Source organism: Kinneretia sp. DJ1R-11 (assembly GCF_025717595.1).
GTDB lineage: Bacteria > Pseudomonadota > Gammaproteobacteria > Burkholderiales > Burkholderiaceae_C > Paucibacter_A.
Genome location: NZ_JAJIRR010000002.1, coordinates 17,761 through 39,087, shown reverse-complemented (window position 1 = coordinate 39,087; position 21,327 = coordinate 17,761). Strand labels below are relative to the sequence as shown.

Genomic DNA, 21,327 nt, shown 5'->3' with positions numbered 1-21,327 from the left:
GACTCCAGGGCGCAGATCACCGCCCAGGATCGGGCGATGAGTGAGCCAGCGGTTCAGCGGTTTACTTCTTCGCGGCCGCCTCCAGACCCGGCACATGCTCCGCACCGGTCACGACTTGCGCGGTGGACTGGCGCACGGTCTCGCCCAGGGGCTCGACACGGCCACCCAGGCATTGGCCGAGGAAAGCCTCGGCCACGGCGTTGAAGCCGATGCGGTTGTTGGGCTTGTTGAAGCCGTGGCCTTCGTCGGGGTAGAGCACGTAGGTGACCGGGATCTTCTTGGCTTGCATGGCCTGGACGATCTGGTCGCTTTCTGCCTGCTTGACGCGCGGGTCGTTGGCGCCTTGGCCGATCAGCAGGGGGCGAACGATCTGGTCGGCCTTGTAGAGCGGCGAGGCGGCGCGCAGGATGGCCTTGCCTTCCTCGGTGGTCGGGTCACCCATGCGGCTGTACATCTGCTTGCGGCCGGCTTCCCAGTAGGGCGGGATGGTGCTGAGCAGGGTTTCCAGGTTGGAGGGGCCGACGATGTCCACGGCGCAGGCAAAGGTGGTGGGGGTGAAGGCCACGCCGGCCAGGGCCGCGTAGCCGCCATAACTGCCGCCCATGATGGCGACTTTGTCCTTGGTCGTCACGCCTTGCTTGACGGCCCAGTCCACAGCGTCCAGCAGGTCGTTGTGCATGGCCAGGCCCCATTGCTTGTTGCCGGCATTGAGGAATTTCTTGCCAAAGCCCGTTGAGGCGCGGAAGTTGACCGCCAGCACGGCATAGCCACGGTTGGCCAGCCACTGGTGGTAGCCGTTGTAGCCATGTCCATCACGGGCCCAGGGGCCGCCGTGCACGAACAACACCATGGGCACCGGCTTGTCTGCCTTTCCGTCGCCGTTTTTGTCGGCGTCCTTGGGCAGGGTCAGGTAGCTGGGCAGGATCAGGCCGTCGCGGGCTTTGATCTCCACACCGTGCATGTCCACCAGGGGCGCGCCCTGCAGCTCCGGGCGGGCGACGTAGAGCGCCTGCAGCTTCTTGGCCTTGCGGTCGTAGAGGTAAGTGGCGGCGACCTTCGACACCGGGTCGATGCCGACGATCCATTTGTCGTCATTGCGGGTGCGGCTGGCGACATAGACCTCGCCCTTGCCCAGCTGCTTTTGCAGCCAGTCAAAGTCGGCTTTGAGCGCTTTGTCCAGGAACTTCCACTCACTGTTCAGGTACTCGACGGCATAGGCCTGCACCACGCCGCTGGCCGGGTCACGCAAGGTTTCGCCGAGGTCGGCGCGGGCGTCCTGCGCCAGCACGGTGCGCTTGCCGCTGGCCACGTCCTCGGCGATCACGGCCGTGGTGTCGCTCTCGCGGGAGTCCATCCAGTACAAGGTCTTGCCGTCATGGGTGAAGCCCAGGGGCGAGGTGCTGCTGTTTTCCAGATTGGTGCTCAGATAGGGCTTGTCTTCGACCTTGCCGTCTTGCACCTTGAAGAAGTCCATGCCGCCGGCGGCATTGGGGCGCAGGGCCAGGCGCAGGTTCAGATCGTTGTCGGCCTGGAAGCCGGCATAACCATCCGCCTGCATGACCAGCTTCAGCTCACCGGTCTTGAGGTTGAGCAGGTGCACATCGTGCCAGCGCGGGTCGCGATTGTTGATGCCGACCAGGATCTCATCGACTCGCCGGGTCGAGAAGCCGGTGGGGCGCACGCGCACCTTGTCGAAGGGCGTGTAGTCGCGCTGGGCGCCGGTCTTGATGTCCACGCCGTAGAGGTGGAAGTTCTCGTCGCCGGCGTTGTCCTTGACGAACAGCACCTGCTGGCTGTTGCCCGACCAGAAGTGGCCGGGGATCGGGCGGTCCTTGGATTCGGTGATGGACTTCGCCGCCTCGGGCTTGTCGGCCGGCGCCACCCAGACATTCATCACGCCATTGACAGGCGCCATCCAGGACAGCCATTGGCCGTCCGGACTCAGCTGGGCGCCGCTCTTGACGGGGTTGCCGAACAGGGCGGAGCGCGCAATCAGCGGCGTATCAACACTGGCCTTGACTGCAGCCGCCGCGATGGCGTTCTGGGACAAGGTGGCGGCCAGGGCCAGGCTGGCCAGGGTCAGCAAGGAGGGACCGAATGCGCGAACCGTAGAAGCAGAAACAGACGATGTCATGTGCACCTCAGAAAAAAGAATGGCAGAAACGTTGGGGTCGATTCCTGGCGCGGTGCCGGGCCCGACGGGGAACTGCAGGCTCGCAGCATAGTCAAACTTGCATAGCCTTCACCCAGCTGCCGGGACAGACGGAAGCTTGGCCGCGATGAGCTGCGGATCGGCATGGTTGGAGTGGCCAGCGTTGCAGACTGTTCGCATCCCGTGGCGCTGCGCCCTGGCTTATGCTGGCACCCGCCACTTTGCCCACGAGTTTTCGCCATGCTGCAGCTCTATATCGCCAACAAGAACTACTCGTCCTGGTCTCTGCGCCCCTGGTTGCTGCTGACGCAGCTGGCGATTCCTTTCGAGGAGCGCTTGGTGGTTTTTGGCCAGGCGCCGGGCAGCGCCGGTGATTACCGCCTGTTTTCGCCGACCGGCCGCGTGCCCTGTCTGCAAGATGAAGGCCTGACGGTCTGGGATTCACTGGCCATCGTCGAATACTTGGCCGAACTGGACTCGCGGGTCTGGCCCCAGGACCGCGCGGCCCGCGCCTGGGCGCGCAGTGCCTGCGCCGAGATGCATTCCGGCTTTCAGCGCCTGCGCGATGTCTGCACCATGAACTGTGGCTTGCGTGTTCAGGTGGGCGATTGGTCGCCTGCTCTGTTGGCCGACTGGCAGCGCATCGAGGCCTTGTGGCTGGAAGGCCTGACACGCTTTGGCGGCCCCTTTCTCGCCGGCTCCGCCTTCACCGCGGTCGACGCTTTTTTCGCCCCCGTGGCCTTCCGGGTGCAGAGCTACACACCGACCTTGAGTGAGCCCGCGCAAGCCTATGCCCAGCGCCTGCTGGACCTGCCCGCCATGCAAGCCTGGTACCGCGCCGCTCTGGCCGAGACCTGGCGCGATGAAGCACACGAGGCCGAGGCCCGCGCGGCCGGACTTTGCTTGCAGGATTTGCGCGCGCCGGCGCAAGCCTGAGGCGCGCCCACGGAAGAATCTGGGACGATGCGGGTCTGATCGATCAGCCCGGAGCCCCATGCCTGTGAGTTCTTCTCAGCCCCTCAACCCTCTCGTAGCGCCCAGCAGCACGGCGCTGGATCGCCCTGATCTGGAGCAGTTCGCTCGCGCGGACGGCGGCTTCTCCGCCGCCTTCATCCGCGCCCTGGCGGCGCTGGCTGCGGCCGATGGATTTGTCACCCTGGGAGAGTACGAGTTGGTGTCGGCCTTGGCGGCGCGCTTGCAGGACTCGGCCTTGGGTGCCCATGCGGCCTTGCGCGCGCTGGAGTCGCCGCTGGAGCAGAAGGCGGCGTTCGCCCAGCTCAGGCGGGCCAGCGCCGAGGCGCCTGAGGCGCAGCGCCGCCAGGCCTTTCTCGATGCCCGGCCCTTGCTGCAGCTGCAGGGTGAGCAGGCCTACAAATTTGCCCAGGAGCTGGCGCAGGCCTTGCTCTTGCCCGGGGAGGAGTTGCCGCGCCTGGCGGAATCGCTGGGCCCCGCGCCTTCGCTGTGGAAGACCGTCAGCCGCCAGTCGGCTCGCCTGTTCGGCGGCCGGCCCTTGCTGCCGGCAGCGCAGACGGCGGCGCGGCTCTCCGGTGATGTGGATCTGGCCCTGGGCGTGGGCCGTTATCTGGACGGCGCCAGCAGTGAGCAGGTCTTGCAACAGGGCATGAGCTCCAGCCTGAGCGTGCTGGCTCGGCGGCTCAGCGAGTTCGAGCGCGGCTTGCTGGCGCCGGTTCCAGATGCGGGTTCGGCGGCCGCCTATGCGCAGCGGGTGGAGCAGCTGTTCCAGCAGGTGGGCCAGCGCATCGCCATGGTGGAGGCGCGCATCGCGCATGAGAAACGCAGCTTCGAGGAGGACTTCGAGGAGCTGATCCACGACGCCGGCAATGCCGTCGAGCTGCAGATGCTGGAGCGCCTGCGCACCGACGACTGGACCGAGCACAAGGTCTGGGCCGAGATGGCGCGTTCGACTTTTGCCAAGGAACTCGAGCGTCGCCTGGACCGCGCCGCCCGCCGCCAGGAAGGGCAGCTGCGCCTGCTGAAGGAAGAGCTGCGCCTGTTCCGCGAGGAGTTCAGCCTGGTCCATGCCAGCGTCCTGGAGCGTCCGCACCACAGCCAGCTGCGCCGCCTGATGCCGGCGCTGCAAATCAGCACGCGGCTCAAGAATTCCACGGAGAGCGCGGCCGAGCTGACCTTGGGCGCCGGTGCCGTCGCGGCGGCCGGCTCGGGCGTGGCCGTCTATGCCTTGGGTGCAGCGGCCGTGCTGCCGGTGATCGCGCCGGTCGTGCCGCTGGCCGGCGGGGCTTTGTTGGTGGCTGGCCTGCTCAAGTGGATGATGGACAAGGCCGGCCGCAAGGACGAGGAGCTGCGCCACAAGCGCGAGGCCTTCGAGGCGGCGCTGCGCGAGCGCCTCACAGCCATGCGTGCCGACAGCTTTGCCCAGCTCGACACCCTGGGGCAGGAGTTCCGCGCCAGCGCCAACGCTTTGTTGCGGCCATTGCTGCTGGAGGCAGAAGCGGCGCGCCAGCTGCCCGAGACCGAGCGCAGAGTCGCCCAGCGCGTGCTCAACGACACCCGCCAGGCCTTGCAGGCCCTGGGCGCGCCGGCCGCGCCAGAGGTCTGAGCCAGGGTCGGGTCAGCCCCAGACCTGGGCCTCGCTCCAGCCCAGCGCGCGGAACTCTTCGGCGCGCAGATCCGCCTCGCCGGCGCAGAAGAACTCGTCCAGCTGAGGTGGCTTGACGGCGGTGCCGGACAGCATGGCGTGGACCTGACCGCGGTGGTGGATCTGGTGCTGCAGCAGATGGGAAAGCAGGCGCGTGCGGCTGTCCTGCTGCGCACCGCCGGGCCGGGCGATGGTGACGATGCGGCCCAGCTCGCCGTCGCGCTGGGCCGCGCAGTAGGCCAGCAGGCGCCGGTCGACGGCGGCCTGCTCGCGCTGCAGCTCGGCGGCGCTCTGAAACGGCTCGTCGACAGCAAAGAACTGGTAGCAGTCCGGGTGCGGCGCCTGGCCCGCCAGTTCGCGCTCCAGCGCGTCGACATAGAACCAGTCCACGCAAAGGCTGTGGTTCAGCGTCGCCTGGATGCTGGGAAAAAAGCTGCAGCGTTTGGCTTGCAGCTCGGCCTGGCTCAGCCGGGCGCAGGCCGCCAGCAGACGGTGGTTGGCCCAGGCATTGTTGTAGGCCATGCTGAGCAAATGGTGAGACAGGGGATCGGTGTGGGTGTCGGGCTTCATGCGTGTCTCCTCAGGTTTCAGCGGGGTGCCAGACCCAGGTCGTCCAGGCGCAACAGGGCTTCGCTGCGGCGCTCGCGGGCGATGTCGCGCCAGTCGCGGTCTTCCTGCGCACCCATCAGGGCATACAGAAGATTGAGGCTGGCCCCGGGCCATCGTGACTTGAGCTCGGCATACAGCGCGTAGGCATCCTGCTGGCGCAGCTGGGCCAGGTCGTGGATGCCCAGCGCTGCGAGTTGCTCCTGGCTGCGGGGACCGAGGCCGCGCATGCGCGTCACGCCATCGGCGTGCAAAGCTCGACCAGGCTGCCGTCCGGGCAGCGCACATAGGCGACGGTCTGGCCCCAGGGCTTGGTGACCGGTTCCTTCAGCGGCGTGGCGCCGGCGGCGACGGCGCGGGCGAAGGCGGCTGGCACATCGTCGGTGCTCAAGCCGATCTCCATGCCCAGCGGCCGGGCACTCTCGGCCGCCGCCACATAGGGCTGGCCGACGCTGTCCAGCGCGGTTTCGTGGTCGACAAAAGCCAGGGCCGTGGCGCCGGTGTCCAGCTCGCCGTAAGCGCCCGATTCATGCAAGAAACGCTGCTTCAGGCCAAAGGCGGCCTCGAAGAAGGCCAGGGAAGCGGCCACATCGGCCACGTAGACAATGGTGTAGGCATAGTTCATGCAAGGGTCTCCTCAAGGCTGCTCAACAGGGCCTGGGCATCTTGCCAGGATGCTGCTGACATGAGCTGTCAGCAGCGGCCGTGGCTGTATTCACCTGCCGGCTTTCACGGAGCCGGCGCGCCCTTGTGGCAGCATGGGCGCCTGCGTGAGGCATGGCAGCAGAAGCATCAGACGATGGGATCAGCGTGAGCAGCAAGTACAGAATGGAAAACATGGGGGGCGAGGAGGGGCTGGCGCGACACTCGCGGCGCCGCTGCTTGAGCGCTGGTATCAGCCTGGCTTTGCTGACCGCCTGGAGCCCCGTGCTCTGGGCTCAGGCTGCGGCAGCCCAGGAAGGCGCGGCCGCGCCGCTGAAGATCGCCCCGCTGGCCTTCGAGCGGCGCATCCTGGCCAATGGCTTGGAGTTGATCGCCTTGCCCCAAGCCGGTGCCACGGTCAGCGTGCAGCTCTGGTACCGGGTCGGCGGCAAAGACGACCCGGCCGGCCGCAGCGGTTTCGCGCATCTGTTTGAACACATGATGTTCAAGCGCACCCGTTACATGGCCAATGAGCAGTTCGACCGCATGACCGAGGATGTCGGCGGCAGCAACAATGCCTTCACCGCCGATGACATGACGGCCTACCACAGCGTCGTGCCGGCCAACCATCTGGAACCTCTACTCTGGGCCGAGGCCGAGCGCATGTCCAATCTGACCGTGGACCAGGCCAATTTCGACAGCGAGCGCGCGGTGGTCAAGGAAGAGTATCGCCAGCGCGTGCTGGCCGAGCCCTATGGCCGCCTGTTCAATGCCGTGCCGCGCCTGGGCTATCTTCAACATCCCTACCGCCGCCCGGTGATCGGCAGCATCGAGGAGCTGGACGCCGCCACCGTGCAGGACGTCACCGCCTTCCATGCCCAGTACTACCGGCCGGACAACGCGGTGCTGATCGTCACCGGCGCCTTCGACCCGGTGCAGCTGAACCGCTGGGTCAATCATTACTTTGGCAGCATCCGCCCGCCCAGCAGCCCCGTGCCCCGCGTCCAGGTGGCCGAGCCGCGGCGCGCGCGCGACGAGCTGCACCAGCTCAAGGCACCCAATGTGCCGCTGCCGGCGGCCCTGCTGATCTGGCAAGGCCCCAAGGCTTCGAGCGCCGATGCGCCGGTCTGGCAGGTCGCGCAAGGCCTGCTGGCCATGGGCGAGTCTTCGCGTCTGAACGAGAGCTTGGTGTATCGCGAGCAGCTGGCGCAGAGCGCCGGCTTCGAGGCCCAGCTCAATGCCGATGCCGGTCTGCTGGTGGCCCATGCCATCGCCGCCGGCAAGCAGAGCGCCGCCGATTTGGTGGCGCCGCTGACGCGCGAGTTGCTCAAGCTGGCCGAGGAGCCCATCGCCCCGGCCGAGCTGGAGAAGGTCAAGGCCCAGCTGCTGACCGCTGCTCTGATCCGCCGGCAGACGCCGCTGGGCTTGGGCGAAGTGCTGGGTGAGGCGGCTCTACTGCGTGGCGATGTGCAGTGGGTGAACCGCGAGTTGAACGATTTGCAGGCCGTCACGGCCGCCGATGTGCAGCGGGTGCTGAAGCGCGATGTGCTGCGCGGTGCGCGCGTCACCGTGCTGTACGAGGCCGATGGGTCGGCGAGCAAGAAGAAGGGGGGCAAGCCATGAGCGCGCTCGGAACGCTGTGGCGCCCCGCAGTTCAGGCTGCCCTGGCGGCCGCGCTGGGCTTGCTGCCCTGCTGGGTCGCGGCACAGGTGGGCTTTGATTCGCCACCCCGGCCGGCTTCGCCCCAGGCGCTGGAACTGCCGGAGTTCAAGCAGTCCCGCCTTCCCAATGGTTTGGGCCTGGCCGTGGTGGAGCGGCACCGCCAGCCTCTGGTGACGGCCACGTTCTTGCTGCAGACCGGGGCCGTCTACGACCCGCCGGGCAAGGCCGGTCTGGCCGAGCTCAGCGTCGCCATGATGGGCAAGGGCGTTCAGCGTGGCGCCGTGGCCGTGCCGGCGGCCGAGCTGGCCGCCGCCGTCGAAGCCTTGGGCACGCAGCTCGAGATCGGCAGTGGTGCGCGCAGCAGCCAGCTCGGCGTGACCGTGGCCAGCAACCGTCTGGACGCCAGCCTCGGCCTGCTGGCCGAGATGCTGCGCAGCCCCAGCCTCAGCGAGGAGGAGTTCGCGCGCATGCAGGCGCAGGCCGCCGACGCCCTCAAGCTGGGCCGCTCCGACCCCGCCCAGCTGGCGGCGCAAGTGGCGCGCCGCCTCTACTGGGGCGAAAGCCCGCAGGGCCGCCAGGCGACGCCGGCCACCCTGGCGCGCATCCAGCTCGATGATGTGCGCGCCTTCCACCGCCTGCATCTGCGGCCCGACCGGGTCACCCTGATCCTGGCCGGGGACATCGACCCGGCCCAGGCGCGCGCTTTGGCCGACAAACATTTCGGCAAGTGGCGCGCGCCGCGCACGGCCTTGCCGCAGATGCCGGCCCTGGCCCCCAAGCCCCTGGCCACCAAGACGGTGCTGGTGGACCTGCCAGGTGCGGGCCAGAGCGCGGTGCTGGTGATGGCGCCGGCCGCCGCGCCCAGCCCGGTGCCGCTGGCCCAGCTGCAGCCCGAGACGCAGGCCCTGGAGGTGGTGACTCAGCAAGCCAATGCCCTGGCCAACACGGTGCTGGGCGTCGGCTATTCCTCGCGCATCAACCAAGAGGTGCGCATCAAGCGCGGCCTCAGCTATGGCGCGGCCAGCGGCATCGATGCCTTGCCGGGTGGTGCGGTGCTGATCACCAGCGCCCAGACCAAGCATGAGAGCGCCGGCGAGGTGGCTGCGCTGATGCAGCAGGAGATCCGTCGCATGGCCGCCGAGCGCGTGCCCGACCCCGAGTTGGTGGCGCGCCGAGCGGTGCTGATCGGCGAATTTGGCCGCCAGCTGGAGACCACGGCTGGCTTGGCCGGCATGGCCGCTGATGGCCTGATCCGCGGCCGGCCCCTGGCCGAGCTGAGCCGGGTGCCCGAGGAGCTGGCGGCGCTGGACGGCGAATCGACCCGGCTGCTGGCCAGCCGCCATTGGCAGGCCGAGCGCCTGCGCACCGTCATCGTGGCCGATTTCAAGCAGGGCGGCCTGGCCCTGCGTCAGCAGTTCCCCGATGCGCTGCTGCTCAAGGCCGAGGAAATCGACCTGGCCAGCCCGACGCTCAAACGCGGCGGGCGCAAATAGAGAGCTGCCTCCGCGGCTGCGGGCGGGGCCAGCCAGCCACGCCGGTTACAATCGTCCTGTCATTGGGGAGTAGCCGCTGCAGCCACCCCGGCTGCCGGCCCGCGTCAACACACTTGGTCGAGCGTTCGACCATGGCGCGGGCAGTGTCAAGGTTTGCGCCACACGCAAGACCTGACCCCTGGCAAGACCTTTGACCACCCACACCTGCTTTGCGGCCGGCGTGTGCGTGGTCATTGGTTTCTTACATGCCGGCCGCAGGAAGAAAAGTGTTCGCCCTCCATGGAAGCCTTCCTCGTCTCCACAGGCATCGTTGCCCTCGCTGAAATTGGCGACAAGACCCAGTTGTTGGCCTTTTTGTTGGCCGCCCGCTTTCGCAAGCCGCTGCCCATCATTCTGGGTATCTTCATCGCCACCGTGGTCAATCACGCCGGCGCCGGCGCACTGGGCGCCTGGATCACCGCGCAAGTCAGCCCTTCCGTGATGCGCTGGGTGCTGGGCGTGGGCTTTCTCGCCATGGCCGGCTGGACCTTGATCCCGGACAAAATCGACGAGGAAGAAGAGGGCGGCAAGGGCCTGAAGCTGGGCGTGCTGGGCACCACCATCGGCGCCTTTTTCCTGGCCGAGATGGGTGACAAGACCCAGATCGCCACTGTCGCCCTGGCCGCGCAATACCAGGCCTTTGTGGCCGTGGTGGCCGGCACCACCCTGGGCATGATGATCGCCAACGTGCCGGCCGTGCTGCTGGGTGAGCGCATCGCCGGTCGGATTCCGGTGCGCCTGGTCCACGGTATCGCTGCGGCCATCTTCGCCGTGATTGGCCTGGCCACCTTGGCCGGTGCGGGGCAGAGCCTGGGCTTCTGAGCGCAAGGGCGTTGCGGCCCCGCGCCAGCCCTGCTGGGAAGCGGGGTACAGGACTGGTCACTGTGCGGCTTTGCTGGTTCAATGGTCCGGCCTCTTTCGGTTTTCTCAAGTTCGGCGCCAAGGCGTCGAAACCAGAAGGCTGTTGGAGCCGGGTTCGGGGTGTCTGAACCACCTTCGAACAAGCATGATCGCCAAGGGAGTCAAACAATATGACGGTGCGTTCTCATGTCTTGCTGGTCGATGACGACGAGCTGACTTTGCAAATGTTGGAGGCGACGCTGGAAGGCGACTTCCAGGTGAGCCAGGTGACCAGCGGGGCCGAGGCCTTGGCCCGCTGCCAGAGTGATCCACCCGATCTGGTGGTGCTCGATGTCGATATGCCAGAGATGGACGGCTACGAGACCTGCCGCCAGCTCAAAGCCGGTGGTGCCAGCGCCGAGATCCCGGTGATCTTCCATTCCGCGCGCACCAGCATCGAGGAGCGCTTGCAAGGCTACGCTGCCGGCGGTGCCGACTACCTGGCCAAGCCCTTCGATGCGCCCGAGCTGCTGGCCAAGATCAATTTGGTGCTGGCCCACCGCGACCGTCAGCGCGAACTGAGCGGCCAGCTCGACGAGGTGATGAACGCCGTGCTGTCTTCCGCCGATATGGTGGGCGAGGCCGGCGTGGTGCTGGAGTTCCAGCGTCAGCTGGTCGGTTGTGACAGCTACGAGGCGGTGGCGCGCGCCATGATCGCCGCCCTGCACCGCTATGCCCTCGACGGCTGCGTGCGCATCCGTGCGGCCGGTGAGGTCTATTCGGGCAATGCTCGCGGCCCCTGCAGTGCGCTGGAGAACTCCATCCTCGATCACCTGCAGAAGCAGACCGAAGGTCAGCGTGTCCGGCCCTTCGGACCGCACACCGGATTCTCTTATGGCGCCGTGGTGCTGTTTGTGCGTGATCTGCGCATGGAGCGCCCGGCCGAGATGGACCGCGCCGAATCCGAGCGCATGGGGCGGGCGATCGACAACGTCGCTCTGCTGGTCGAGGGCGCGGTGCAGCGGGTCGGCGCCCTGGAGGCCGTGGTCGCCACCAAGGACCTCGCCGATGTGCGCTACCTCGTCAGCATGACGCGCAACGCGCTGACCGACATCTCGGCCCGCAACCAAGCACAGCGTCAGGAAGTCAAGCAGGTGTTCGACAGCCTCAACGCCGAGGTCGAGAGCAGTTTTCTGCACCTGGGCCTGAGCCAGTCGCAGGAAGACCACCTGAGCAGCATCATCAAGCATCATCTGGAGTCGGCCATGGGCGCTCTGGGCAAGAGCCAGGAGGTTGAAAAATTCTTGGGGCGGGTGATTCACAAGCTCAGCCAGCATTCCGTCTGAGCTTGGGCCGGGCTTGCGCTGACCACCGCCCCCATGTTCGCGCCCTCCAACGCTCGCACGCCCGAGGCCTTTGACGAGCCGTCCGCCATCGAGCCGCCGCTTGATGTGGCGCAACAGCAGTCCTTGCAGGGTTTCAAATCGCGGCTGGACGCGGTCATGGCGCGCAATGCGCGGGTCTTTCTTGCCCTGGTGATGCTGGGCGCGCTGGCGCAGATCGCCAGCACTTTGAGCGAGACCTCGCTGCCCTGGCCCGCCCGCGTGTCGCGCATCGGCACCAGCTCGGCGGTGCTGTTGATCTGCCTGTGCTCTCTGGCATTTGCCATGCGCTGGGGAGCACGGGTGGCGGCAGCTTTCTTCAGCAGCGCCCTGCTGCTGGTGTTGTTCGGTGCTGCAGCTTGGTACGGCAATGGCGTGCGCTCCTCCGGCATGTCGGGCGTGCTCGCCTTGGTGGTGGTGCTGGGCATGATGGTCGGCACCAAGGCTGCTGTGCGTGGCACGCTGGCCGCAGTTCTGGGCTATTTCACGCTGTGGCTGCTGGAGCGGATCGGCGTGCTCCCGGGGCTGAACGCCAGCAACACGCCACCGCTGGCCAGCTATGCCGTGGTCTTCAGCGTGTCGGCCGGGCTGATCGGTTGGTTGGTGCTGCGTTACGGTACTCTGTTCTGGGAGGTGACGCATTCGCTCGAGGGCTCACGCCGTTTGCTGGCCGACACCGTGCGTGCGCAGCAGAAGGTGGCCCATGAGCTGCGCGAAAGCGAGGAGCGCCTGCGCATGCTGCTGGACAGCTCGCTGACCAGCATCCAGATCCTCGAAGGTGACAGCGGTGCCTTGCGCTTCGCCAATGCCCAGACGCTGGAGAAGTACGGCTGCGAGCGGGCCGCTGATTTGGACACCGCCCTGATGCATCCAGGCGGCCTGTATTCGAAAGCGGCCTTGATGGTCTGGGTTCAACGGACACTGAAAGAGGGCCCCCAGTATTTCGAGTGGCAGTCCCGTCGGCGCGACGGCGAGCCGATCTGGTGGGACATGAAGATGGACCGCATGCAGCTGGCTGGCCAGGCCTGTGTGGTGCTGTTCGGTCATGACATCACCGCTCGGGTGCGTGCCGAAGCCGAACTGCGTGTGCAGCAGGGCCGCCTGGAGGACGATGTGCGCCTGCGCACCGCCGAGCTGCAGGCCGAGAAGCAGCGCATGCAGGACATCCTCGAAGCCCTGCCCATCACCCTGAGCATCCGCGATACCGCCGGCCATTACACCTTGGTCAACCGGGCCTTCGAGCTGGCTAGCGGCTTCAGCCGCGAGCAGGTACTCGGCCGCACGCCGGCTGGCTTGTTCTCGCCCGAGGTGGCTGCAGAGATTGCCGAAAGCGACGCTCAGCTCTTGGCCGGCAGCCTCAGCCTCAGCAGCGAGCGGCAGATCCAGCACCCCAAGGACGGCCCACACGACTATCTGCTGACCATGGTGGCCTTGGTCGATGCGCGCAAGCAGCACTACGGCATCCTGAACCTGGGAACCGATGTCACTTCGCTCAAGCGCTTGCAGCGCGAGCTCAGCCTGGCCAAGGACGAGGCCGAGCGCCTGGCGCGCGCCAAGAGCGATTTCCTGGCCAATATGAGCCACGAGATCCGCACGCCGCTCAATGCGGTGCTGGGCTTGGCTCAGCTGGGCGTCAGCCGAAGTACCGACCCGCTGGCCAGCCGCAATGGCTTTGAGCGCATCGTCCGCTCGGGGCGTCATTTGCTGGGCGTGATCAATGACATTCTGGATTACTCCAAGGTTGAGAGCGGCAAGCTCGACATCGAAAGCCTGCCCTGCAATCTGGTCCATCTGGCCAAGGAGGTGATCGACCTGGTGTCCGAGCGCGCCGATGCCAAGAACCTGCGTTTGCGCATGGAATACAAGTGCAGCTTTGACTGGGTGGCCTTGGATTCGCTGCGCGTCACCCAGATCCTGGTCAATTTGCTAGCCAATGCCATCAAGTTCACCGACAAGGGGCGGGTCACGCTGGCGCTGGAGGCACAACAGGACTGGCTGCGCTTGTCCGTCACCGACACCGGCCTGGGCATAGCGCCGGAACAGCAAGCGCGCATCTTCCGCGCCTTTGAGCAGGCCGACAGCTCGACCACGCGCCAGTTCGGCGGCACCGGCCTCGGTCTTAGCATCAGCAGCCAGCTGGCGCGCGCCATGGGAGGCGAGATCGAAGTGGACAGCGTGCTCGGTCAGGGCTCCTGCTTCACCTTGCGTCTGCCCTTGCAGCGCGTGGACCCAGCTTTGCTGCCGGTCGGCGCCACGGTGCCGGCTGCACGGCTGGGCGAGCCGGCGGCTACTGCTGGCGCCAGCCTGCAGGGCTTGCGGCTGTTGATCACCGACGATGTCGACATCAACCGGGAGATCCTGCACGACATGCTGACCGTGGCCGGCGCCGAAGTGCTCAGTGCCGACAGCGGCGCCCAGGCCATTGCCCGTCTGCGCGAAGCCGGCCCGACCGGCATTGACCTGGTGCTGATGGATGTGCAAATGCCCGATATGGACGGGTACGAAGCCACCCGCCGCCTGCACCTGTTGGCGCCGCAGCTGCCGGTGGTGGCCTTGACTGCCCATGCGCTGGCCGAGGAGCGTCAGCGCTGCCTGGCCGCCGGCATGGTGGCCCATATCAGCAAGCCGATTGATCAGGCCGAGCTGATCCGCACCTTGCTGAGCCTGACCGCCGAGCTGCCGCGCCGGGGCGCGGCGTCGGCCCCGGGGGGCGAGCCACCGCCGGTCACGGTGGCCGTCATGAGCCCGGCTGCGCCGCTGGCCGTCAGCGCTTGGCCGGCGCTGCCCGGCACCGACTTCGACGCTGCCTTGGCCCGTTGTGCGGGCCGCCAAGAGCTGCTGGCCAAATTGCTCGGCACCTTTGCCAAGCAATATGCCCAGCATCAGTCCCTGTTCGAGGAAGCGCGCATCACCGGCCTGGCCGCCCTGGGCAGTGCCGCCCACCGGCTCAAGGGCCTGGCCGGCAATCTGGGCCTGGTCCGTTTGGCCGAGCTGGCCGCTGCCTTGGAGCAGGCGACCGGGCCGCGCGGTGAACCGGCGCAATTGCCGGAAGCCATGCTGGCCCTGAACCGGGAACTCGGGCCCCTGGTCGCGGGCATCCAGGCCTGGCGCCAGATGAACGGCCACCTGCCGGGCTAGGCCGCATCCATGCACTTGTCATGTGCGGAAAGTCACTCCCCCTGAACTGAGGCGATGCGAAAAGGCAACTCGAAGGGTTTGCCCCCGCATGACTGGATCGGCTCGGGGAGAAGAATCCTGCCACCGCACCATCCGCGTGTGGCCTTGCGGCTTGGGCCGGCAGCCTGGCTGACGGCCCAAGTCCACTGCACATGATTCGAACAAAGAAGGAGTGTCGTATGTTGAAGAAAAAACGGTTGTGTACCGCTCTGGCATTGGTCTATGCCGGCGGACTGAGCTTGATGGCGCCCGCCATGGCTCAGGAATCCCTGGAGCGCGTGTCTGTCACCGGTTCCTCGATCAAGCGTCTGGATTCGGAAACGGCGCTGCCGGTGACCGTGGTCACGCGCGCCCAGATCGAAGCCAGCGGCGCCACCAACACCGAAGAGCTGCTCAAGCGCATCTCGGCCAACTCCGCCATGCTGTCCGACACCGGTCAGGGCACGGGTTACGGCACCTCGAACGCCAATTTGCGCGGCATGGGTGCGAACTCCACCTTGGTCTTGCTGAACGGCCGCCGCCTGGCCAACCATCCGTTTGGTAGTATCGGCGGTGCCGCATCGGTTGATCTGAACAGCATTCCGTTTGCGGCAATCGAGAAGATCGAAGTGCTGCGTGATGGCGCTTCTGCGGTGTACGGAAGTGACGCGGTTGCCGGTGTGGTTAACTTCATCACCCGCAAGGACTATCGCAACGGTGAAGTCTCGGTGCGCTACGGCAACACCGAGGCCGGCATCGGCGGCGCGGAAAAGGGCGCCACCCTGGCCGTCGGTTTTGGCGACATCGCCAGCAACGGTTTCAATGTGCTGCTGACCGCCAATGTCCAGAAGAACACCCGCCTGCGTGCCATCGACCAGGGCTTCTACAACCGTGGTGTTGACGAAGTGCCGGGTTCCGACAAGCCCTCATCCAGTGCCCCGTTTCCAGGCTATATCGAAGGCCTGATCGGCCCCGGTGCCTATCCTGAGTATCCGGCCGATCCGCGCTTCACGCCCTGCGGTGAACCGACCTCCTTCATCGTCGTGCGCGGCCCCTCGCCCAACGGTCTCGAGCGCCGCACCTGCCGCTTCATCTTTGCGGCCACCTTGGACAATCTGCCCGACCAGGACAAGGCCGATGTGTTCGGCCGCGTGACCTTCAACGCCGCCAAGGACCACCAGCTCTTCGTGGAAGGCTCTTTCGGACGCAACCAAGGTATTGGCCGGGTCGCCCCAACCCCGATCCGTGAAGGCTTCGGCCCCTTCAACGCCGAGAAATTTGCTTTCGAGCCGGTGCTGATGCCGGTGACCAGCAAGTACTACCCGCGCGAGCTGCTGACCAAGCTGGGTTACACCGTGCCCGCTACCGGCATGGCCGGCATTGCCTTGCGCGCCATCCCGGCCGGCAACCGCATCAGCGACAACACCAACACGCAAAAGCGTTTTGTCTTCGGCTCCACCGGCGTGCTCGATGGCTGGGACTATGACACCGCCATCAATGTGGCCCGCGCCGAAGGCCTGCTGGACTACAAGGGCTATATCCATGAAGGCCGCTTCCTGAAGGCGCTTGCCACCGGCAACCTGAACCCCTTCGGCCCTGGCGACGCCACGCACGACGCGCTCTGGGCTTCGGCGGCGATGGAAGGCAAGATGCGCCAGTCCACCAGCACCACCACTGCCTTTGACTTCAAGGTCAACAAGGAGCTCATGGCCATGGCTGGTGGCAATATGGCGATGGCGGCGGGTATCGACTTGCGCAACGAGAAGGCCGATGACCGGCCGCTCAACGCCGACTACGCTGCCGGCCAGCACATTGGCGGCGAAGGCACGGTGCCCGCCACCAAGGCTTCGCGTAATTTGCAGGCCGCATTTGTCGAGTTGTCTCTGCCCTTCGCCAAGGGCTGGGAACTCGGCTTGTCATCGCGCTTCGACAAGTACAGCGACTTCGGGTCCACTTTCAACCCGCGCGCCAATGTGCGTTTCCAACCCACGCGAGAGCTGGTGCTTCGTACTGCCGTTGGTACGGGCTTCCGCGCTCCGACGCTGTGGGACGTCAATTCGCCGCCATCCTTCGGTAACACTGCTGACAGCGTGGAAGATCCCCAGTGTCCGGATCCGACCGAATTGGCCGGCCGCTGCAACACGCAGGTGCCGACCAAGTCCTCTGCCGCGCCCAATCTGAAGCCTGAGAAGAGCCGTCAGTTCTCGGCCGGAGTGGTGTTTGAGCCGTCCAAGTCGCTCACCATGGCCGTGGACTACTACAACATCACGAAGAAGGACACGATCGGCGTCATCGCTGCCGACACTCTGCTGACCAATCCTGATCTGCTGTCGCGCTTTGGCAGCCGCGTCAAGCGCAATGCGCAGAAGTTCATTCTGTATGTAGAAACGCCGGTCGACAACCTCGGCGATCTGAAGATTTCGGGTGTGGACGTGGACGTGCGTGGCCGTCTGAATCTGGGTGAAGGTGGCCGCCTGAATTTGGGCGTCGCTGGCTCCTACGTGATCAAGTACGACGCACAGAAGTACTCGGGTGGCCCGACCGGTCACTTCGCCGGCACGGGTGGCGACAGCACCGTGGCTCCGGTGCCGCGCTGGCAGCACACGGCAACGGCTGAATGGCAGTACAGCAATGTCAGCCTGACGCTGGAGCATGTCTACACGCGCGGCTGGTTGGAGTCGGCCGCGTCAGTGGATGCCAATATTGGCGTCTTTGCACCGCACCAGGTCCGCAACAGCGAGCGCGTCAATATGTCGGTGGCCTACAAGGGCATCAAAGGCGTGACTGCTCGCCTGGGTGTGCGCAATGTGTTCGACGAAGAGCCGCCTTATGTCGCTTCTTCGTCCTACGGTTCGCACGCGGCCGGTTACGCCGCGTCCTTCACCGATCCGCGCGGTCGCTTCTGGTACGGCAGCCTGAGCTACCAGTTCAAGTAAGCATCCTCAGCGCTTGACCCTGACCCCGCCCCGGCCCCGTGCCGCGGCGGGGTTTTTTCATCCTCAGACCGGAATCAGGGGGCGCTGACCTGACGCACGGCGTGGTCCCAGTCAGCCATGCGCGCGGCCGCGCGGCTGCGGTCGGCGCTGGGTTCGAAGCGTCGCTCCGCTTGCCACTGGGCGCTGAGTTCCTCCAGGCCGGCGTAGACGCCGCAGCTCAAACCGGCCAGGTAGGCCGCGCCCAAGGCCGTGGTTTCGATCACGCGCGGGCGCACGACGGCGATGCCCAGCAGATCGGCCTGGAACTGCATCAAGAGGTCGTTGACGCAGGCGCCACCGTCCACGCGCAACTCTTGCAGAGGGGCGCTGCCGGCAGCGTGGGCGTCGCGACTCATGGCCTGCAAGAGGGCGGCGCTCTGGAAGGCGATGCTCTCGACCGCGGCGCGGGCAATGTGGGCCTGCGTGCTGCCGCGGCTCAGGCCCAGGATGGCGCCGCGTGCCTCGGCCCGCCAATAGGGCGCGCCCAGTCCGGTGAAGGCCGGCACGAACATTACGCCGCCGGCATCGGGCACGCTTTCGGCCAGGCTTTGCACGGCGCCGCTGTTCGGGATGATCTGCAGTCCGTCACGCAGCCACTGCACCACGGCGCCGCCGACGAAGACGCTGCCTTCGAGTGCGAACTCGGGCGTGCCCGTGGTCTGGGCAGCGCTGGTGTTGATCAATCCATGGGCCGAGCTCTGGAACTGCGTGCCGGTGTGCATCAGCATGAAGCAGCCGGTGCCGTAAGTGTTCTTGGCCATGCCGGCTTGGAAACAGGCTTGGCCGAACAGGGCCGCCTGCTGGTCGCCAGCGACGCCGCCGATGGCGATCTCGCCACCCAGGTGCTGGGCCGCCACGCGGCCGAAATCGCCGCTGGACGGGCGCACTTCGGGCAGCAGCGCGGGTGGAATGTCCATCAGACTCAGCAGCTCCTCGTCCCAGCGATTGCGCTGGACATCGAAGAGCAAGGTGCGCGAGGCATTGCTGACATCGGTGGCGTGCACCGCGCCTGCTGTGAGATTCCAGATCAGCCAGCTGTCGATGGTGCCGAAGGCCAGCTCGCCGCGCTCGGCCCGGGCGCGGGCGTCGGGGATGTGGTCGAGCAGCCACTTGAGCTTGGTGCCGGAAAAGTAGGGGTCGATCAGCAGGCCGGTCTTGGCCCGCACCATGGGGGTCAGGTCTTGCGCGCGCAGCTGGGCGCACAAGGGCTCGGTGCGGCGGTCTTGCCAGACGATGGCGCGGTGAAGGGGCTGGCCGGTCCGGCGGTCCCAGAGCACGGTGGTCTCGCGCTGGTTGGTGATGCCGACAGCGGCGATGTCGCTGGCGCGCAAGTCCGCTTGGCGCAGGGCGGCTTGGGCCGTGGCCAGCTGGCTCTGCCAGATCTCCAATGCATCGTGTTCGACCCAGCCCGGTTGCGGGAAATGCTGGGCAAATTCCTGCTGAGCCATGGCCACGATGCGGCCGCTGCGCTCGAAAACGATGGCGCGCGAGCTGGAGGTGCCCTGGTCGAGGGCGAGCAAATACGACATGGCAGCAAGCCCTTGGCTTAGAGTCCGGGGATGGACCATTTTGACGTACTGGTGGTGGGCGGCGGCATCAATGGCGCCGGCATCGCCCGCGATCTGGCGGGTCGTGGCTGGCGGGTGCTGCTGGCCGAGGCTTCGGACCTGGCCGCCCACACCTCTTCATCGAGCACCAAACTGATCCATGGTGGCCTGCGCTATCTCGAGTACTACGAGTTCTCGCTGGTGCGCAAGGCGCTGCAGGAGCGCGAGCTGCTGCTCAAGAGCGCCCCGCACATCATGTGGCCGCTGCGCTTTGTGATGCCGCATGACCGGGCCATGCGGCCGGCGTGGATGATTCGCCTGGGGCTGTTCCTCTATGACCATCTGGCCCGGCGCGAGTGGTTGCCCGGCTCCAGTGGTCTGCGTCTGCGTGGCAGCCCCTTGGGCGCCCCGCTCAAGCCTGAGTTCGAGCGCGGCTTCGTCTACTCCGATGGTTGGGTCGATGACGCCCGCCTGGTGCTGCTCAATGCCTTGGACGCGCGCGCGCGCGGCGCTGAGATTCTGACCCGCTGCACGGTGACGGTGGCGCAGCGCGAAACAGCGGCCGAGGGCGGTGGCTGGCGCGTGAGCTTGAGCGAGGCCGGCCTGGAGCGTCAGGTCCATGCCCGCGCCCTGGTCAATGCCGCAGGCCCCTGGGCCGAGACCTTTCTGCGCCAGGTGGCGCGGCCGGCCGCGGGCGAAAGCCTGGCGACCAAAAGCCTGCGCCTGGTCAAGGGCAGTCATATCGTCGTGCGCCGCCGCTTTGACCATGACCACGCCTACATTTTTCAGAACCCCGACCGGCGCATCATCTTTGCCATTCCCTACGAGGGTGAGTTCACCTTGATCGGCACCACCGATGTGGAGCTGCCCGATGAGGCCATCGCCGGCTTTGCCAAGGCCGAGATCGAGGCGCAAGAAGTCGTCTACCTGTGCGAGCAGGCCAGCCGTTATTTCAAGGAGCCGCTGCGTCCGGACCAAGTGCTGTGGACTTATGCCGGTGTGCGGCCTCTGCTCGACGATGCCTCGGGCGACGCCAGTGCGGTCACGCGCGACTATCTGCTGGAAACTCATGGTGATGGCGCGCCCTTGCTGAGCGTTTGGGGCGGCAAGATCACCACCTTCCGCAAGCTGGCCGAGGATGCGGCCGATCTGTTGGGCGAGATGCTTGGCGACGCACGCCCGGCCTGGACCGCTGCGGCCTGCCTGCCCGGCGGTGACTTGTCCGAGTGGATCGGTGCGCCGCAGCGCCCCGACCGCGATTTCGAACGCTTTGTGCAAGCGCTGCAGGCGCGCCACGCCTACCTGCCGCCGGCCCTGGCACGGCGTTTGGCGCGGGCCTATGGCTCACGCGTGGATCTGCTGCTGGGAGCGGCGCGCAGCCTTGCCGAGCTGGGTATCGAAGTGGCGCCCGGCCTGTTCGAGGCCGAGCTGCACTATCTGCGCGAGCAGGAATGGGCGCTCGATGCCGATGCCGTGCTCTGGCGCCGCTCCAAGCTGGGCCTGCATTACAGCGAGGCCCAGCGGGCGGCGGTGGCGGCCTGGATGGCCGCCCGAAGCCGGTAAGGCTTAAGCCGCGCGCTGGCGACGCGCCAGCAAGCCGACCACGCCCAGGCCAGCCAGCAGCAGGGTATAGCTCTGTGGTTCCGGCACGGCGCTGACCGTGGCGATGCTCTGGCCGCCCAGCAAGCTCAGCGTGGTGCTGGCAGGCGTGCCGGCGTTGGCCGGCATCAGGTCGATCTGGAACAGGGCGCCGTCGGGGTTGCCGAGATAGCTTTGCTGGTCGCCGGCCAGCAGGCCGAGGCTGAAGGTCGTGCCGACCTGGCCGAGCGTGCTGAAGACATCGCCGCTGAACGTCAGGTCAAAGCTGAAGTTGCCGCCCAGCTGGATGGCGTGGAACAGGTCGTTGAAGGCGCTGCCATTGCCCAGGGTGAAACCACTGGCCAGGTTGCCCGAGGCCTGGCCTTCGAGGACCAGCTGGCTGCCGAAGTTGCCGCTGAAGTTGCTGATTCGCACTTGCGCGGCCGGGGCCGGGTTCTGGCCGGGGTTGAACTGGAAATCCAGCCAGCCGCTGGCGCCGGCCCATGCGGCCGTGTTGACGCTGGCGTGGAAGCTGGTGTCGGCCCATGCCGAGGTCGCGCAGAGGGCGCTGGCGGCCAGGGCCAGGTTCAGGGCGCTGCGCTGCAGTGCGGGGAAAGAAGAAAACGTGTTCATGTGGT

The 21,327-nt window shown here is 66.6% G+C and carries 15 protein-coding genes and 1 riboswitch; of the genes, 9 read left to right on the top strand and 6 right to left on the bottom strand.

The features are described from left to right. Positions 1–61: 61 nt before the first annotated feature. Positions 62–2,134, bottom strand: a complete 2,073-nt coding sequence (locus tag LNV23_RS04140; RefSeq protein WP_263561810.1) for a S9 family peptidase — start codon at positions 2,132–2,134, stop codon at positions 62–64. Positions 2,135–2,392: 258 nt separating this feature from the next. Between LNV23_RS04140 and LNV23_RS04135 the strand changes: the two genes are divergently transcribed. After that, the gene (locus LNV23_RS04135) at positions 2,393–3,088 is read left to right on the top strand and encodes a glutathione S-transferase family protein (protein WP_263561809.1); all 696 of its coding nucleotides are present in this window, start codon (positions 2,393–2,395) and stop codon (positions 3,086–3,088) included. A gap of 64 nt (positions 3,089–3,152) precedes the next feature. After that, on the top strand, positions 3,153–4,730 hold the full coding sequence (locus LNV23_RS04130) for a hypothetical protein (protein ID WP_263561808.1): 1,578 nt from the start codon (positions 3,153–3,155) through the stop codon (positions 4,728–4,730). Between the two features lie 12 nt (positions 4,731–4,742). Here LNV23_RS04130 and LNV23_RS04125 read toward each other — a convergent pair whose 3' ends face one another. The 3 genes from LNV23_RS04125 to LNV23_RS04115 are packed head-to-tail and all read right to left on the bottom strand — an operon-like array spanning position 4,743 to position 6,000. Continuing rightward, positions 4,743–5,339: a DinB family protein gene (locus tag LNV23_RS04125; RefSeq protein WP_263561807.1), complete on the bottom strand. Its 597-nt coding sequence runs from the start codon at positions 5,337–5,339 to the stop codon at positions 4,743–4,745. Between the two features lie 17 nt (positions 5,340–5,356). Beyond that, positions 5,357–5,605: a TfoX/Sxy family DNA transformation protein gene (locus LNV23_RS04120; protein ID WP_263517893.1), complete on the bottom strand. Its 249-nt coding sequence runs from the start codon at positions 5,603–5,605 to the stop codon at positions 5,357–5,359. Between the two features lie 5 nt (positions 5,606–5,610). Further along, positions 5,611–6,000: a VOC family protein gene (locus LNV23_RS04115; RefSeq protein WP_263517892.1), complete on the bottom strand. Its 390-nt coding sequence runs from the start codon at positions 5,998–6,000 to the stop codon at positions 5,611–5,613. A 257-nt stretch (positions 6,001–6,257) separates the two neighbouring features. On the opposite strand from LNV23_RS04115, the gene LNV23_RS04110 reads away from it, so the two are divergent. The 6 genes from LNV23_RS04110 (at position 6,258) to LNV23_RS04085 (ending at position 17,525) form a co-directional block, all read left to right on the top strand. Next, the gene (locus tag LNV23_RS04110; protein WP_263561806.1) at positions 6,258–7,640 is read left to right on the top strand and encodes a M16 family metallopeptidase; all 1,383 of its coding nucleotides are present in this window, start codon (positions 6,258–6,260) and stop codon (positions 7,638–7,640) included. Further along, entirely contained in the window at positions 7,637–9,172 is a 1,536-nt protein-coding gene (locus LNV23_RS04105; protein ID WP_263561805.1) for a M16 family metallopeptidase, read from the top strand. Before LNV23_RS04110 ends, LNV23_RS04105 begins: the two co-directional genes overlap by 4 nt. 52 nt (positions 9,173–9,224) lie before the next feature. Continuing rightward, positions 9,225–9,352: riboswitch (yybP-ykoY riboswitch) on the top strand. Between the two features lie 99 nt (positions 9,353–9,451). Next, positions 9,452–10,033 (top strand): TMEM165/GDT1 family protein, encoded by a 582-nt coding sequence (locus LNV23_RS04100; RefSeq protein WP_263561804.1) that lies wholly within the window; start codon positions 9,452–9,454, stop codon positions 10,031–10,033. A 209-nt stretch (positions 10,034–10,242) separates the two neighbouring features. Further along, positions 10,243–11,397, top strand: coding sequence for a response regulator (locus LNV23_RS04095; protein WP_263561803.1), 1,155 nt, complete (start codon positions 10,243–10,245; stop codon positions 11,395–11,397). Positions 11,398–11,430: 33 nt separating this feature from the next. Beyond that, positions 11,431–14,571 (top strand): ATP-binding protein, encoded by a 3,141-nt coding sequence (locus tag LNV23_RS04090; RefSeq protein ID WP_263561802.1) that lies wholly within the window; start codon positions 11,431–11,433, stop codon positions 14,569–14,571. A 218-nt stretch (positions 14,572–14,789) separates the two neighbouring features. Then, positions 14,790–17,525 (top strand): TonB-dependent receptor, encoded by a 2,736-nt coding sequence (locus LNV23_RS04085; RefSeq protein WP_263561801.1) that lies wholly within the window; start codon positions 14,790–14,792, stop codon positions 17,523–17,525. A gap of 74 nt (positions 17,526–17,599) precedes the next feature. Here LNV23_RS04085 and glpK read toward each other — a convergent pair whose 3' ends face one another. Then, positions 17,600–19,093, bottom strand: a complete 1,494-nt coding sequence (gene glpK / locus LNV23_RS04080; protein WP_263561800.1) for a glycerol kinase GlpK — start codon at positions 19,091–19,093, stop codon at positions 17,600–17,602. Positions 19,094–19,123: 30 nt separating this feature from the next. Here glpK and glpD point away from each other — a divergent pair, with 30 nt between their 5' ends. Then, positions 19,124–20,674: a glycerol-3-phosphate dehydrogenase gene (gene glpD / locus LNV23_RS04075; protein ID WP_263561799.1), complete on the top strand. Its 1,551-nt coding sequence runs from the start codon at positions 19,124–19,126 to the stop codon at positions 20,672–20,674. 3 nt (positions 20,675–20,677) lie between these two features. On the opposite strand, the gene LNV23_RS04070 is transcribed toward glpD, so the two are convergent. Further along, positions 20,678–21,322: an NF038129 family PEP-CTERM protein gene (locus LNV23_RS04070; protein WP_263561798.1), complete on the bottom strand. Its 645-nt coding sequence runs from the start codon at positions 21,320–21,322 to the stop codon at positions 20,678–20,680. Between the last annotated feature and the right edge of the window lie 5 nt (positions 21,323–21,327).